Annotated in this window: 12 protein-coding genes; 6 read left to right on the top strand and 6 right to left on the bottom strand. The window is 71.8% G+C overall.

Annotated elements, in window-relative coordinates:
* Positions 1 to 56: 56 nt before the first annotated feature.
* Together MRB58_RS00970 and MRB58_RS00975 are read right to left on the bottom strand one after the other, a co-directional pair.
* Positions 57 to 1,670, bottom strand: coding sequence for a thiamine pyrophosphate-binding protein (locus MRB58_RS00970; protein ID WP_244779777.1), 1,614 nt, complete (start codon positions 1,668 to 1,670; stop codon positions 57 to 59).
* Positions 1,667 to 2,920: a CaiB/BaiF CoA-transferase family protein gene (locus MRB58_RS00975; protein WP_244779778.1), complete on the bottom strand. Its 1,254-nt coding sequence runs from the start codon at positions 2,918 to 2,920 to the stop codon at positions 1,667 to 1,669. Before MRB58_RS00975 ends, MRB58_RS00970 begins: the two co-directional genes overlap by 4 nt.
* Before the next feature lie 179 nt (positions 2,921 to 3,099).
* Here MRB58_RS00975 and MRB58_RS00980 point away from each other — a divergent pair, with 179 nt between their 5' ends.
* The 5 genes from MRB58_RS00980 (at position 3,100) to MRB58_RS01000 (ending at position 8,868) form a co-directional block, all read left to right on the top strand.
* Complete coding sequence (locus tag MRB58_RS00980) at positions 3,100 to 4,134, top strand: GTP cyclohydrolase II (protein WP_244779779.1); 1,035 nt, start codon at positions 3,100 to 3,102, stop codon at positions 4,132 to 4,134.
* A gap of 141 nt (positions 4,135 to 4,275) precedes the next feature.
* A complete protein-coding gene (locus tag MRB58_RS00985) occupies positions 4,276 to 5,160 on the top strand; it encodes a xanthine dehydrogenase family protein subunit M (protein ID WP_244779780.1) in 885 nt (294 codons plus the stop codon).
* Complete coding sequence (locus tag MRB58_RS00990) at positions 5,157 to 5,642, top strand: (2Fe-2S)-binding protein (protein WP_244779781.1); 486 nt, start codon at positions 5,157 to 5,159, stop codon at positions 5,640 to 5,642. The genes MRB58_RS00985 and MRB58_RS00990 overlap by 4 nt, the downstream gene beginning before the upstream one ends.
* Complete coding sequence (locus MRB58_RS00995; protein WP_244779782.1) at positions 5,639 to 7,966, top strand: xanthine dehydrogenase family protein molybdopterin-binding subunit; 2,328 nt, start codon at positions 5,639 to 5,641, stop codon at positions 7,964 to 7,966. Before MRB58_RS00990 ends, MRB58_RS00995 begins: the two co-directional genes overlap by 4 nt.
* Before the next feature lie 230 nt (positions 7,967 to 8,196).
* Positions 8,197 to 8,868: a DNA-3-methyladenine glycosylase I gene (locus MRB58_RS01000; protein ID WP_244779783.1), complete on the top strand. Its 672-nt coding sequence runs from the start codon at positions 8,197 to 8,199 to the stop codon at positions 8,866 to 8,868.
* A 94-nt stretch (positions 8,869 to 8,962) separates the two neighbouring features.
* Here MRB58_RS01000 and MRB58_RS01005 read toward each other — a convergent pair whose 3' ends face one another.
* The 3 genes from MRB58_RS01005 to MRB58_RS01015 form a co-directional block, all read right to left on the bottom strand.
* Entirely contained in the window at positions 8,963 to 9,838 is an 876-nt protein-coding gene (locus MRB58_RS01005) for a bifunctional 5,10-methylenetetrahydrofolate dehydrogenase/5,10-methenyltetrahydrofolate cyclohydrolase (RefSeq protein ID WP_371747223.1), read from the bottom strand.
* Positions 9,825 to 10,673, bottom strand: a complete 849-nt coding sequence (purU, locus tag MRB58_RS01010; protein WP_244779785.1) for a formyltetrahydrofolate deformylase — start codon at positions 10,671 to 10,673, stop codon at positions 9,825 to 9,827. Before purU ends, MRB58_RS01005 begins: the two co-directional genes overlap by 14 nt.
* Positions 10,674 to 10,764: 91 nt before the next feature.
* Positions 10,765 to 11,292, bottom strand: coding sequence for a GNAT family N-acetyltransferase (locus MRB58_RS01015; RefSeq protein WP_244779786.1), 528 nt, complete (start codon positions 11,290 to 11,292; stop codon positions 10,765 to 10,767).
* A 118-nt stretch (positions 11,293 to 11,410) separates the two neighbouring features.
* On the opposite strand from MRB58_RS01015, the gene MRB58_RS01020 reads away from it, so the two are divergent.
* Positions 11,411 to 12,652, top strand: coding sequence for an FAD-binding oxidoreductase (locus MRB58_RS01020; RefSeq protein ID WP_244779787.1), 1,242 nt, complete (start codon positions 11,411 to 11,413; stop codon positions 12,650 to 12,652).
* 20 nt (positions 12,653 to 12,672) lie between these two features.
* Here MRB58_RS01020 and MRB58_RS01025 read toward each other — a convergent pair whose 3' ends face one another.
* The gene (locus tag MRB58_RS01025; RefSeq protein ID WP_244779788.1) at positions 12,673 to 13,917 is read right to left on the bottom strand and encodes a CaiB/BaiF CoA-transferase family protein; all 1,245 of its coding nucleotides are present in this window, start codon (positions 13,915 to 13,917) and stop codon (positions 12,673 to 12,675) included.
* Positions 13,918 to 14,130 lie beyond the last annotated feature (213 nt).

The raw sequence follows: 14,130 nt of genomic DNA on the forward strand, positions 1-14,130 counted from the left end.
ACACTCCCGGTTGCGCCCGCCGCACCGCGCCCGAAGTGGGCATGGATAGGCACCGCTCAGATGCGCCCGTCATAGGCGCGGCGGCCGATCCGGGCGCACAGCAGCGTGAACGTGTCGCGCTGGAAGGCCGCGGCGGTCTCGCGGTGCAGCGTGGCGACGTCGTCGATCCATACGCCGTGGCCGCCCATCGCCCCCGCCAGGGCGACGAAGTCGGTCGCGGGAAAGTCGACGCCGACGTTGGGGAGCTGGCCCGCGCGCTGCTTCATCTCGATCAGTGCCAGGCTCTCGTCGACCAGCACCAGGATGGGGACGGGGCATTTCATGTCCCGGACCGTCGCGAGGTCGCCCAGCGTCATCTCCAGCCCCGCGTCGCCCACCACGGCGAGGACGGGCCGGTGCGGCGCGGCGAGCTTGTGGCCCGCCGCCAGCGGAACGGCGCATCCCATGGTGCAGAGGGCCGAGGACTGGAGCAGCGTCCGCGGGCGCGAGCAACGCCAGATCTGGCTGAAGAGGATGCGGTGGGCGCCGGAGTCGACCGTCGCCACCGTCCCCTCCGGCACCGCCTCGCGCATGGCGTGGAACGCGGCCGCGGGTCCCCAGCCCGAGGGTTCCGGCGCGAACGCGTCGGCCAGCGCCAGGCGCACCCGGCGCGGCGTGCCGCACGACCAGGTCGGGTGGTTGTGGCCGCTCCACTGCAACAGCTTCAGCGCCGCCGAGACCGAGCCGTAGAGCGTCGCCCCGGCGGTGTGCATGCCGTGCTGGCGCACCACCGGGGTCACGTCGATCACGCGCGCGTCGTCCGGCCACGGGTCGCGCCAGGGGGCGCGCATCTCGATCGGGTCGTAGCCGATGAGGACGACGCAGTCCGCCTCGGCCACCAGCGGCAGGATATGGCCATCGGCGAGTGGCGACAGGCCGGCGCCGCCGAGCGCCTGCGGGCCGGCCTCGTCGATCAGGCCCTTGCCCTTGTAGGTGGTGATCAGCGGCGCGCCGATCGCCTTGACGAAGTCCCCGACCGCCGCGCCCGCGTCGTCGTTGACGGCGTCGACCCCGGCGATGGCGATCGGCCGCTCCGCGTCGGCGATCCACTTGCGCGCCCGCTCGATCTCCGGCCCGTCCACCGGCTGGAAGCGCGAGCCGATGCCGGCCGGCGAAAACGCCTCCGCGGTCGCTTCCGCCTCGGCGACCGGGACGGGCACGTCGATGTGGACCGGGCCCGGTTGGCCGGTCATCGCCAGCATGATCGCCTTGTCGACCACCCGGTTGAGGCTCTCGCCGGAGGCCATGAAGGTGCCCTTGACGATCGGCGCCAGCATCGCCCCGTGGTCGTAGACCTGGTGGGTGTAGGTGTCCGCCTCGTGGGCGGCGACGCACCCCGTCAGCACGATCAGCGGCACCCGGTCCTGGTGCGCGTTGACGATGACGTTGACCGCGTTGGCGAGCCCCGGCCCGATGGTCGCCACCAGGATGCCGGGCGCGCCGGTCGCATGCCACGTCCCTTCGGCCATGAAGCCGGCGAAGTTCTCGTGTTTGGTGAGGGTGAAGGCGATGCCGGCCCGCTCCAGCGCATCCATCAGCGCCAGCGTCTCGCCGCCGGGGATGCCGAAGGCGTGGGCGCAGCCGAGCGCGGCGAGCTTGCGGGCGATGATGTCCGCGTTGCGGGTCGTCACGCGGGCACCCCGGTCAGCTCGACGACGCCACGGGCGGCGAGGTCGTCGATCTCGCTCGCCGAGTAGCCGAGGTCGGCGAGGATCTCGGCCGAGTGCTCGCCGCGGATCGGCGGCGGGCGGCGATAGGTGACGCCGACGCCCGACATCTTGATGGGGTTGCCGATGGTCTCCACCGTGCCGCTCGGCGAATGGGTGTAGGGCTGCGAGACGCGCGCGCCGCGGGCGATCGCCTGCGGCTCGGCAAACGCCTCGGCGACGGTGTTGATCGGCCCGGCCGGCACGCCCGCCGGGTCGAGCAGCGCGGCCCACTCGGCCTTGGTCTTGGTGGCGGCGATGCGCGCGACGGCCGCCTCGCAGGCGTCGCGGTTGGCGATGCGGGCGGCGTTGGTGGTGAAGCGCGGGTCGGCCGCGACCTCCGGCGCGCCGCCGATCTCGCAGAACCGGGCGAACTGCCGGTCGTTGCCGACGGCGAGCATGAACGACCCGTCCGCCGCGTCGAACGCGTTGTAGGGCACGATCGTCGGGTGGCCGTTGCCCATGCGCTGCGGGGTCTTGCCCGTCAGGAGATGGGCGGTGCCGAGATTGGCGAGCCAGGCGAGCTGGCAGTCGAAGAGCGACAGGTCGATCGACTGGCCCTTGCCGGTGCGCCGCCGCTCCTCCAGCGCGGCCAGCAGCGCGACGGTGGTGTACATCCCGGTCATGATGTCGGCGATGCCGACGCCGACCTTCTGCGGCGAGCCGCCCTTCTCGTCAGGCTCGCCCGTCACGCTCATGATGCCGCCGCGCGCCTGTGCCAGCACGTCGTAGCCGGCGAGCTTGGAGAGCGGCCCGGTCTGCCCGTAGCCGGTGATCGAGGCGAAGATGATGCCCGGATTGATCGCCGCCAGCGCGGCATAGTCGACGCCGTAGCGCGCCGCGTCGCCGACCTTGAAGTTCTCCAGCGCGAAGTCCGCCCGCGCGGCGATACGGTGGATGATCGCCTGCCCCTCGGGCGCGGCGAGGTCGAGCGCGAGGGAGCGCTTGTTGCGATTGGCGGCGAGGTAGTAGGCGCTCTCGGTGGTCGGCGCGCCCTGCGCGTCCGGCACGAACGGGGGGCCCCAGCGGCGCGTGTCGTCCCCCGCCCCGGCGCGCTCGATCTTGATGACGTCGGCCCCCAGGTCGCCCAGGAGCTGCGTCGCGGTGGGGCCGGCCAGAATGCGGCTCATGTCGAGGACGAGGAGACCCGCGAGCGGGCCGGTGGGGGTATTCAAGAGGCAACTCCTCACTGACGAAGACGGCATCCTATCGGCGCGGACCTTACCCGCAAGGCCGGCCGGTCCGGCCCGTTCTTCTTGCGCAGGCGCGCCGGCCGCGCCAGATGTGCCATGACACATTCCGTTGACGACGCCCGCGGACCGGCCGGCGTCCACGCGTGATCCCGAAGGCTGCCATGACCCGACCCCTCGCCCCATCCGCCAGCGTGCCGCGCCTCAGCCCCAGCGATCCGGGCTTCATCGCGGTGCACCGGGCGATCGGCGAGATCGCGGCGGGGCGGCCGGTCGTCATCCGCGACGGGTTGCAGGCTCTCCTCGCCTCGCCGATCGACGGCGGCCCGGTGCTGTCCGGCCGCCTCGCCATCACCGGGGCGCGGGCCGGATATCTCGGCCTCGACGCGGCACCCACGGTGGTCGAGGCCGAGCCCGACCGCGCGACGCTCGCCGCCATCGCCATGGCCGACCGGGCGCAGATCGCCAGCCACATGCGCGGCGGCTCCATCGCCAGCGCCGCGGCCGAGCTCGCCAAGATGGCCGAGCGCGTGCCGGCGATGACGCTCGGCGACGCCGACCATGCCGCCCCCGGCACCCTCGCCTGCCACGCCGGCGACGTCCTCGCCTTCCGCAGCGCGCTCGCGTTCACGCAGCGCCCGATCGCCAGCGCCCCCGTCCCCCTCGCCGCGGGCGCCACCGCGAACGTCACCGCCTTCCGCAACGCCATCGGCGGCACGGTGACGGCGGTCGTGGTGGGCGACGTCGACCGTGGCGCGCTGGTGCGCGTCCACTCGGCGTGCGTCACGGGCGACATCCTGGGATCGCTGAAGTGCGACTGCGGCGCGCAGCTCCGCCTGGCGCTGGGGCGCATCGCCTCGGAAGGCGGCATCCTGCTCTACACCGCGCAGGAGGGGCGCGGCATCGGCCTCGCCAACAAGCTGCGCGCCTACGCGCTGCAGGACAAAGGGCTCGACACGGTCGACGCCAACATCGCCCTCGGCTTCCACGACGACGAGCGCGACTACGCCGCCGCCGGCAACGTGCTGACACAGCTCGGCCTCAAATCCGTCCGGCTGATGACCAACAACCCCACCAAGGCGGCCGGCCTCGAATCGCAGGGAATCATCTGCGAGCCGGTCCCCCTGATCGGCCCGGTCACTCCCGACAACGAGCGCTATCTCGCCACCAAGAAGAGCCGCAGCGGGCATCATCTCTAGACCAATCATACGTTGATTGCCGCTTTGTCGACAGAAAGGCTTTGATAACTCGCCTTCCGTCCGTCCGCGGCCCGGCCCGCGCTTGCACCGCTTCCGCCGCGATGGGCAAGGTTTGCCGATCCAAGGGCTGGAGGAAGCGCTGTGAGGGCGGCGGCATTCGACTATCATGCACCCCACACGATCGACGAGGCGCTGAAGCTCCTCGCCGAGCATGGCGTCGATTCACGCATCCTGGCCGGCGGCCAGAGCCTCGTACCGGCGATGACGGCGCGCCATTCGCGCCCCGGCCACGTGATCGACATCAACCGCATCTCCCAGGCCGAACGCCCGTCGACCTCCGGCGGCCGGCTGCGCATCCCGCCGCTGATGCGCCACATCGACTTTTCGCCCGGCGCCATCGACGGCCCGCTCGGCCTCCTGCTGGCCGACCTGTCGCGTCACGTCTCATCGCTGCCGGTGCGGCTGCGCGGCACATTCTGCGGTGCCCTCGCCCAGGCTGAACCGGCCTCGGAATGGTGCCTCGCCAGCGTCGTCCTCGGCGCCGAGATGATCGCCCGCTCCGCCCGCCGCGGTGCCCGCGTCGTCCCCGCGGCCGAGTTCTTCGAGACGATCATGACCACCACGCTCGCCGACGACGAGATGCTGGTCGAGGTGCAACTCCCGATCCTCGCCGACGAGGCGCGTCACGGCTTCTACGAGGTCAACCCGCGCGCCGGCACCTACGCGCTGGCGATGGCGCTCGTCGTCTACGACCAGGACGAGGACGAGATGTCCAACGTTCGCCTCGGGGTCGGCGCGGTGGAGGCGGTGCCGCGCCGCATCCGCGAGGCCGAGACGATGCTGAACCATCGCCCGCCCTCCAAGCGCCTCTTCCGCGAGGTGGCGGAGGCGGTCGCCGAGTTCGTGGATCCGATGAGCGACCAGTTCGCCGATGCCGCATGGCGCCGCGAGCTGACCCGCACCGCCGTCGCGCGCGCCCTCGAACGCTCCCTCCATCGCCCCGTCGATCCCGCGGAGAGGCCATGACCCAGAAGATGCAGATGTCGATGGAGGTCAACGGCGAGGCTCACACGCTGATCGTCGAGCCGCGCACCACGCTCGCCGACGCGCTGCGCGACGAGTGCGGCCTCACCGGCACCCGCACGGGCTGCGAGGAAGGGGTCTGCGGCGCCTGCACCGTCCTCGTCGACGGCGAGCCGGTCCGCGCCTGCCTTCAGTTCGCCGTGCAGGCCCACGGTCGCGAGATCACCACCGTGGAGGGCCTCAGGACGCTCCACACCATGAAGGCGCTGCAAGACGCGATGTCCCAAAACTTCGCCGTGCAGTGCGGCTTCTGCACCTCCGGGTTCTTGATGCTGGCCGCCGGTGCCCTCACCCGCCAGCCCGACATGGACGAGGCGGCCATGACCGACCTCGTCTCGGCCAACCTGTGCCGCTGCACCGGATACCAGCCGATCATCAAGGCGATGAAGGAGGCGCAGGCGGTGATGCGCGTCGCCGCCGAATGAAACACGTCGGCCGCCCCCTCACCAGGCCCGACGACGCCGTCCACCTCGAAGGGCGCGGCGCCTTCGTCGCCGACATCGCCTTCCCGCGCCAGTTGCACATGCGCGTGGTGCGCTCACCGGTGGCCTGCGCCAAGCTCATCAACGTGAACACGGCGCCCGCCTACCAGCTTGCGGGCGTCGTCTCGGTCCTGACGGCCGAGGACGTGAAGGGGCTGCCGCCGATCGCCGTGCGGCTGACCGCGACGGGGCCGCTGGAACGCTATCTCCAGCCCGTGCTCGCGTCGAGCCTGGTGCGCTATGTCGGCGAGCCGGTGGCGGTGGTGCTGGCCGACAGCCCGGCCGTCGCCGAGGATGCCGCCGAGCTGGTCGGTCTCGACCTGTCGCCGCTGGAACCGCTGGTCGCGCCCTCCGACGACGACCTCAACCCCGCCGACACGCAGCGCCCCAACGAGGCGATCACCGTTCACAAGGCGTTCGGCGACCTCAACGCCGCCTTCCACCAGGCCGACAAGATCGTCCAGATCGACCTCGCCTGGGAGCGCGACGCGGCGATGCCGCTGGAGACGCGCGGCCTCGTGGCACGGTGGGACAAGGCGCGCTCGGGGCTGGAGATCTGGGGGGCCGGCCGGGCCGCGCACTGGAACCGCGACGTCATCGCCGAGGTGCTGGACCTGCCGCGCAGCGCCGTCCTCTGGCACACGACCGACGTCGGCGGCAGCTTCGGCGTGCGCGGCGAACTCTACCCCGAGGACATGCTCGTCGCCTACGCGGCCAAGCTCCTGGAGCGGCCGGTGCGCTGGATCGAGGACCGGCGCGAGCACCTCGTCGCCGCCAACCAGGCCCGCGACATCCGCGCCACCGCCCGCGCCGGGATCGACGCCAGCGGCGTGCTCCTGGGCCTCGACATCGACTTCACCATCGACCAGGGCGCCTACGTGCGCACCGAGGGCACCATGGTCGCCGATCTCGTCGCGGCGATGGCGCCGGGCCCCTACGCGCTCGGCGCCTATCGTGCCTGCGGGCACCTGAAGGTCAGCAACAAGACCCCCGCCGGCTCGTTCCGCGGCGCCGGCCGCGCCGAGGCCGCCTTCATCCGCGAGCGGCTGATGGACGCGATCGCCGACCGCACCGGGATCGACCCGATGGAGGTTCGCCGCCGCAACCTGATCGACCCCGAGGCGATGCCCGCCGACCGGCAGGTCGAAGCGCTCGGCAGCCATGTCACCTATGATTCGGGCCGCTATCAGAGCCTCGTCGACGCGACCACGCGCCGCTTCTCGCTCGACGTCGTGCGGCGCCGCGCCCAGCACCGCCGCGCCCACGGCGAACTCGTCGGCGTCGGCGCGGCGTTCGTGGTCGATGCGGCGGCCCCTTGCAGCTACGAGCACGTCAAACTCTCGGTCGACCGTAGCGGCCATGTCGACGCGATCACCGCGGCCGCCGAGCAGGGTCAGGGCATGAAGACCCTGCTGGCGCAGATCGTCGCCGACATCATCGGCGTCGACTACCAGATGGTCCGGGTCGCCGCCGGGGACACCGTCAGCGTCCCGTTCTCGGCCGGGACGCTGCTGTCGCGCTCGTCGGTCATGGTGGGCACGGCGGCGCAGCACGCGGCCGAGGCGCTGCGCGAGAAGATCCTCGCGGCGGCGGCCTCGATGCTGTCGATCCCGTCCGACAAGCTGACCATCCAGGCCGGTCGCATCAAGCAGGCCGACCGCCACTTCGGCACCGTGCTCGATATCGGCGAACTCGCCAAGGCGATGGAGCCCGGCCGCTCGCTGCGCGCGCCGCGCGGCATCGGCCTGACCGCCGACGGCTTCGTGTCCACCAACATGATGACCTTCCCCTACGGCCTCCACGTCGCCGTGGTGGAGATCGACAAGGACACCGGTCTGGTGCGTGTCCCGACGGTCTATGTCGGCTACGACGTCGGCAACGCGATCAACCCGGCGCTGGTCGAGGCGCAGATCGTCGGCGGCGTCGTGCAGGGCATGTCGAGTGCGCTGTTCACGACGCTGGGCGTCTCCGAGACCGGTGATCCGCTGCGCGTGAACCTTGCCGACTATGCGATGCCGACGGCCCGCGAGGCGCCGCAGGTGGAGGTGCTGCTCATCGAGGATTCGCCCAGCCCCGCCAATGCGCTGGGCATCAAGGGCGTGGGCGACGGCGGGCTGACCGGCATGGCCCCGGCGATCGCCGCCGCGGTGGACGACGCGCTCGGCATCCCCGGCTTCGTCGAGCGGCTGCCGGTGACGGCGGCCGACATCCTGGCCCAGCTGCGCACCAGCGAACCCATCCACTACCAGAAGGTCGGCGCCGCCTGAGCCCCCACGCGGCCACCCGGCGCGGACAGCGGTCCGGCCGGGTGCGTTGCGGGACGGGTGCGTAGTGAATTCTGCGCGTGTTCCGCGAATGGCGGCGAAATATTCAGTCCTCGCTGCGGGAACCAATCGGCCGAGACACGACCGGTCGCGGCCGGCACAGCACCGGCGCCCAGGATGCGCTATTCATTGCGCGCCGACGACAACGACCGGACGCCTTGGAGACCGACCGCATGCGACCCTTCGCCGAGATCGAGGACCTCGCCGCCGCGCGCCACGGCGGCCCGGAGGCGCTGGACGCCCGCCTCGCCGCCCCCCTCGCACAGGATGCGCTCGCGTCCGTCCCGCTCGCCGCCTGGCTGGAGGCCATGGCCAAGGCGGTCTTTCAGGCCGGCTTCAGCTGGTCCGTCATCAACGCCAAGTGGCCGGCCATGCGCGACGCGTTCGACGGGTTCGTGCCGGAGACGCTGGCGCACTGGCACGACGCCCACGTCGACGCGCTGCTGAAGGACGCCCGCATCATCCGCAACGGCGCCAAAGTGCAGGCGGTGATCGACAACGCCCGCTTCCTCGTCGCCTGGGACGGCGAGACGCAGGGCGGCGCCTGCCGCACGATCGCCGCGTGGCCGGTGGAGGACCAGGCCGGGCTCCTCGCGCTCTTGACCACCCGCGGCACACGCCTCGGCGGGACCACCGCGCAACGGGTGTGCCGGATGGTCGGCCGCGACACCTACATCCTCTCCGGCGACGTCATGAAGCGGCTGCGCGCCGAAGGTATCGTCACCGGCGCCGCCACGTCCCGCACCGCGATGGCGAAGGTCCAGACGGCGTTCAACCAGTGGCGGGCCGAGAGCGGTCGGCCGCTCACCCAGCTCAGCCAGATCCTCGCCCTGTCGATCGAGTAGGATGCGTGCGGCCGGGCCGTGGCTCGGTCGAGGAGTGCCCTTGGGCGCACGGCGCCGCGCCGCGCCCGTCCCGGCAGGGCTGCCGCGGCTCGGCTCAGCGCGCGGCCTTTTCCGCAGCCTCCAGGGTGTTTTTCATCAGCATCGCGATCGTCATCGGGCCGACGCCGCCCGGGACCGGGGTGATCGCCCCCGCCGCACCCGCCTCGTCGAACGCCACGTCACCCACGAGGCGCTGACCGGACGTCCTGGTGGCATCCGGCACGCGGCTGGTGCCGACGTCGATCACCGTCGCGCCCGGCTTGATCCAGTCGCCCCTGACCATCTCGGCCCGGCCCGCGGCGGCGACGAGGATGTCGGCCCCGCGCGCGAGGCCCGGCAGGTCCGGCGTGCGGCTGTGCGCGATCGTCACCGTGGCGTTGGCCTGCTGCAGCAACAGCGCCATCGGCAGACCCACCAGCCGGGAACGGCCGATCACCACCGCATGGAGACCCGACAGGTCCGCGCCGTGCACCTCGCCGATCAGCGTCATGCAGCCGAGCGGCGTGCAGGGCACGATGGCGGACCGGTCGCCCACCGTGAGCCGCCCCGCGTTGATGACCGACAGGCCGTCGACGTCCTTGTCCGGATCGATCGCGGCGATCACCGCCGCGGCGTCGAGGTGCTTGGGGAGGGGGAGCTGCACCAGGATACCGTGGATGGCCGGGTCGGCGTTGAGCGCCGCCACCACCGCCAGCAGATCCGCCGCGCCGGTGCCGGCGGGCAGCGTATGCTGGACCGAATGAAAGCCCAGCGATTCGGCCTTCTTCGACTTCATCGAGACGTAGACGCCGCTGGCCGGGTCCTCGCCCACCAGCACCACGGCGAGCCCCGGTTTGACGGTGAGCGCGGCGGTACGGCGGGCGACGTCCTCGGTCACCGCCGCGGCGATGGCCTTCCCGTCGATCAGGCGTGGCGAGCTAGCGGAAGACAATCGTGCGATCTCCATTGAGCAGGATGCGGCGCTCCAGGTGGTAGCCGACGGCCCGCGCCAGCACGCGGCTCTCGATGTCGCGCCCCGCGGCGGCCATGTCGTCGGCGGTCATGGTGTGGTCGATCCGCTCGACGTCCTGCTCGATGATCGGCCCCTCGTCGAGGTCGGCGGTGACGTAGTGCGCGGTGGCGCCGATCAGCTTCACGCCGCGCGCGTGCGCCTGATGGTAGGGCTGCGCGCCCTTGAAGCTGGGCAGGAAGGAGTGGTGGATGTTGATGACCCGCCCCTCCAGCCGCCGCGACAGCTCGTCCGACAGCACCTGCATGTAGCGCGCCAGGACGATCAGCTCGACCTTCTCCGCATCGACCAGCGCCAGCAGCGCGGCCTCCTGCTGGGCCTTGGTGTCGGCGGTGACGGGGATGTGGTGGAAGGCAAGGCCCTCCCCCTCCACCCGCGCGCGCCACGTCTCGTGGTTGGAGACGACGCTGACCAGCGTCATCGGCAGCCGGCCGAAGCGCCAGCGGTAGAGCAGGTCGTTGAGGCAGTGGCCGGCCTTCGAGACCATCAGCATGACACGCGGCTTGACCGCGGTGTCGGTGATCTCGGCGTCCATGTCGTAGGCGAGGAGCGTCGGGCGGAACCCGTCGCGGAACCGCGCCGGCGTCATTCCCTCGGGCGCGGCGAAGTGGACGCGCATGAAGAAGCGGCCGGAGGCGCGGTCGAAGTATTGCGCGCTCTCCAGGATGTTGCAGTCCTGCGCGGCGATGGACGAGCCGACCGCGCCGACGATGCCTTTGCGGTCGATACAAGACAGGGTGAGGACGAGTTCGGTCACGGTGGGCGGATCTCGGTGCGGGCGGTTGGGCTTAGGCCGAATGCACGTCCCCGGCAACCCGCCCCGCTCACCCACGAAAGGACCGCCCCCCTCAGTCGCCGACCTCGATCTCGCGCGGGTGCGCAGGGTCCGGCGGGGCGAGGCGCTTGGCCATCGGCTGGCCCGCGAGGCCATCTTCCACCTTCGGCGGGCCGGTCTCGTGCCAGCCGTGCCCTTCGTAGAAGCGGTGCGCGGTGCGGGTGGAGGTGAGGCGCGCGGCCGTGTAGCCGGCGGCGTGGATGCGAGCCTCCATCGCCGCCAGCAGCGCCTTGCCGTGGCCGGCGAAGCGGTGCGCCGGTGCGACGTAGTTGAGCAGGATCTCGTCGCCCCGCACCATGCCGACGCCGGCCGTCTCGCCCCCCTCGCGCGCGACGTCGCCCCCGGCGCGAGAGACGAGGACGCAGAACTCGGGATCGAGGATCCAGCGCAGCACGGTCTCGCGGGTCTTGTTGCCGGTCCAGGCGGCGATCCGGGCCGGATCGTGGTGATGGTCCTCGCCGCAGAGCTCGCGGATCGAGGCGACGAGCACCGCCGCAATCGCCGGCGCGTCCCCGCGCCGGGCCTCCTCGATGGTGTGCATCGACGCCTCCCACCCACGCCAATCGTGACACCGTCGCACGCCCGCCCTCGCCGCGACGGTCCACGATATGCATCATATCACCAAACGGCGCGCGGCTCAGCGCCGTGGAAGGGGACGTATGAAAGTCGACGTTTTGGTGTTGGGTGCCGGCATGGTCGGTATCTCGAGTGCGATCCACCTGCAGGATCGCGGCCGGTCGGTGGCGCTGGTCGATCGGCGGGGGCCGGCGCAGGAGACGTCCTACGGCAACGCCGGGCTGATCCAGTCCGAGGCGGTGATGCCGTATGTCTTCCCGCGCGATCCGAGCGTGGTGTTGCAGGCGCTCTTCGGGTTGCGCACCGATGCGCGCGTGCGCTGGAGCGCGTTGCCGAAGATCGCCCCGTTCGTGTTCGCCTATGCGCGCGCCGGGTCGGTGACGAGCGCCCGCCGCACCGCGCTCGCCAACGTGCCGCTGCTCGCCCGCGTGCGCGCCGAGCACGAGGCGCTGATGGATCGCGCCGAGGCCCGCCACCACATGATCGACGGCGGCTACATCCGCGTCTACCGCGAGGCGCGCGACCTGGAAGCGGCCAGCAAGGTGGACGAGGCGGTACGCGACGAGTTCGGCGTCGAGTTCGAGCTGTGGGACACCAAGCGCCTGGCCGAGGAGGAGCCGAACCTGACGCGCCCGCTCGCCGGCGCGGTGCACCACGCCTCGCCGGGCCGGGTCGACGATCCGGGCGAGGTCGGCGCGGCCTATGCCCGGCTCTTCGAAAGCGGCGGCGGCACCTTGCGAAACGGCGACGCACGCACGCTCAACGCGACGGACGGCGGCTGGCGGGTGACGACCGAGGCCGGCGTGGTGGAGGCGCGCGAGGTCGTCGTCGCGCTGGGCGCATGGTCGGCGGATGTGCTGGCGCCGCTGGGGGTGCGCCCGCCGCTGGGGGTGAAGCGGGGCTACCACCTCCACTACCGCCCCTCCGGCAACGCTCGGCTCAACCACCTGATGTTCGACAGCGACAACGGCTACGTGCTGGCGCCGATGAAACGCGGATTGCGGCTGACGTCGGGCGTGGAGTTCGCGCATCGGGACGACGCCTCCAACTTCGCGCAGATCAACGCGGCCGAGACGCAGGCGCGTACGATCTTCCCGCTGGAGGAACGGGTGGAGGAGACGCCCTGGCGCGGGGCCCGCCCCTGTCTTCCGGACATGCTGCCGGCGATTGGCCCGGTGCCGGGCAAACCGGGCCTCTTCGTGAACTTCGGCCATCACCATCTCGGCTTCACGATGGGTCCGACGACGGGCCGGCTGCTGGCCGAGACGATGACCGGCGAGACCCCGTTCACCGACCCCGCCCCCTACCGGATCGACCGCTTCTGACCTCGGACGGCGTCGCGGCTTCAGGCGACCGCGCCGGCCGCCTGAAGCGCCTGTCGCTCGGCCTCGTCGAACCCGAAGTCGGCGAGGATGCGATCCGTGTCCTCGCCGGTCAGCGGCGCGCGGCGGCGCACGCCGCCCGGTGTGCGGGACATGTGCACCGGCGTGCCGGCGACGGTCAGCGGCCGCGACGCGCCCGGAACCTCGACCTCCGGCAGCATGCCGCGGGCGGCGAAGTGGGGGTCGGCGAAGATCTCGTCGGCCCGCAGGACCGGGCCGAAGGGGATGCGGCCGCCGAAGATCTCCAGGAGCTCGGCCTTGGTGTGGCGGGTGGTGAACGCGGTGACGATGCCGTTCACCTCGTCGCGGCGGGCGACGCGGTCGGCGTTGAGGCGGTAGCGCGGGTCGTCCCCCAGGTGCGGCGCGCCGATCACCGCACAGAACGGCCCCCAGAACTCGTCCTTCGGAATCCCCAGGCTGACGTAGCCGTCCTTGGCCTTGAAGAGGCCGAAGGGACACAGGAGGGGGTGCCCGTCGCCCTCCGGGCCCGGCACGTCACCGGTGGCGGAATGCTGGTAGACGAGCCGCTCGCACACCGCGAGCACACCGTCGACCATCGCGACATCGACGAACTGGCCGCGCCCCGAGGCGCGGGCGCTGAGGACCGCGGAGACGATGCCGAAGGCCATGAAGAGCGCCGGAACGAGATCGCCGACGCCGGGGCCGATCTTGGTGGGCGCCCCGCCCGGCACCGGTCCGGTGATGCCCATGATGCCGCCCATCGCCTGGGCGACGGGGTCGTAGGCGGGCCAGGCGGCGTAGGGGCTCTCCCCGCTCGCCGGGTCGCCGAAGCCGCGCAACGCCGCCACGACGAGGCGCGGGTTGTCCCTGGCGAGGGTTTCGTAGTCGAGGCCGAGGCGGTGGGTGACGCCGGCGCGAAAATTCTCGATGACGACGTCGGCCCGCGCGGTGAGGCGCTTGAACAGCGCGATGCCGTCCGGCGACTTCAGATCGACGACGATCGATTCCTTGTTGCGGTTGATGGACGCGAAGTAGCTGCCGTAGCCGCCCTCCTCCATGCGCGTCTGCCCTTCGAGGAAGGGGCCGACGCGGCGGGTGGTCTCGCCGCCGGGCGGCTCGATCTTGATGACGCGGGCGCCCTGGTCGGCCAGCAGCATGGAGGCGAACGGGCCGGATAGCATCTGCGTCAGGTCGAGCACCGTCAGCCCCTCGAGGGCGCCGGTGTGGCGTGGCCCGCTGCCGTCCATGTCTGTCCTCCCTCGGCTGTCGATCTCTCCGCATACACCGCCGGCGCGCGCCAGACGACCGGCCCGCGACGATGCCCGCCGGAGCCTCGACCGAAGTGCCGGCCGCGAACACCGTCCGGCAGATGTGGACCGGGGCGATGATGGCATGCCATTTGCGTCCCACGGATGCGTCCCGCGGGGGACTGCGCTGTGCAATGACCGCCTGACGGCTCG

This window comes from Acuticoccus sp. I52.16.1 (assembly GCF_022865125.1).
In the GTDB taxonomy this organism is placed as follows: Bacteria; Pseudomonadota; Alphaproteobacteria; order Rhizobiales; family Amorphaceae; genus Acuticoccus.

What these genes read in the sequence shown, in the direction of transcription:
- MRB58_RS00980 (WP_244779779.1), top strand. Translation starts at nt 3,100, where the DNA reads ATGACCCGACCCCTCGCCCCATCCGCCAGCGTGCCGCGCCTCAGCCCC.
- MRB58_RS01000 (WP_244779783.1), top strand. Translation starts at nt 8,197, where the DNA reads ATGCGACCCTTCGCCGAGATCGAGGACCTCGCCGCCGCGCGCCACGGC.
- MRB58_RS01015 (WP_244779786.1), bottom strand. Translation starts at nt 11,292, where the DNA reads ATGCACACCATCGAGGAGGCCCGGCGCGGGGACGCGCCGGCGATTGCG.
- MRB58_RS00990 (WP_244779781.1), top strand. Translation starts at nt 5,157, where the DNA reads ATGACCCAGAAGATGCAGATGTCGATGGAGGTCAACGGCGAGGCTCAC.
- MRB58_RS01025 (WP_244779788.1), bottom strand. Translation starts at nt 13,917, where the DNA reads ATGGACGGCAGCGGGCCACGCCACACCGGCGCCCTCGAGGGGCTGACG.
- MRB58_RS00995 (WP_244779782.1), top strand. Translation starts at nt 5,639, where the DNA reads ATGAAACACGTCGGCCGCCCCCTCACCAGGCCCGACGACGCCGTCCAC.
- MRB58_RS01020 (WP_244779787.1), top strand. Translation starts at nt 11,411, where the DNA reads ATGAAAGTCGACGTTTTGGTGTTGGGTGCCGGCATGGTCGGTATCTCG.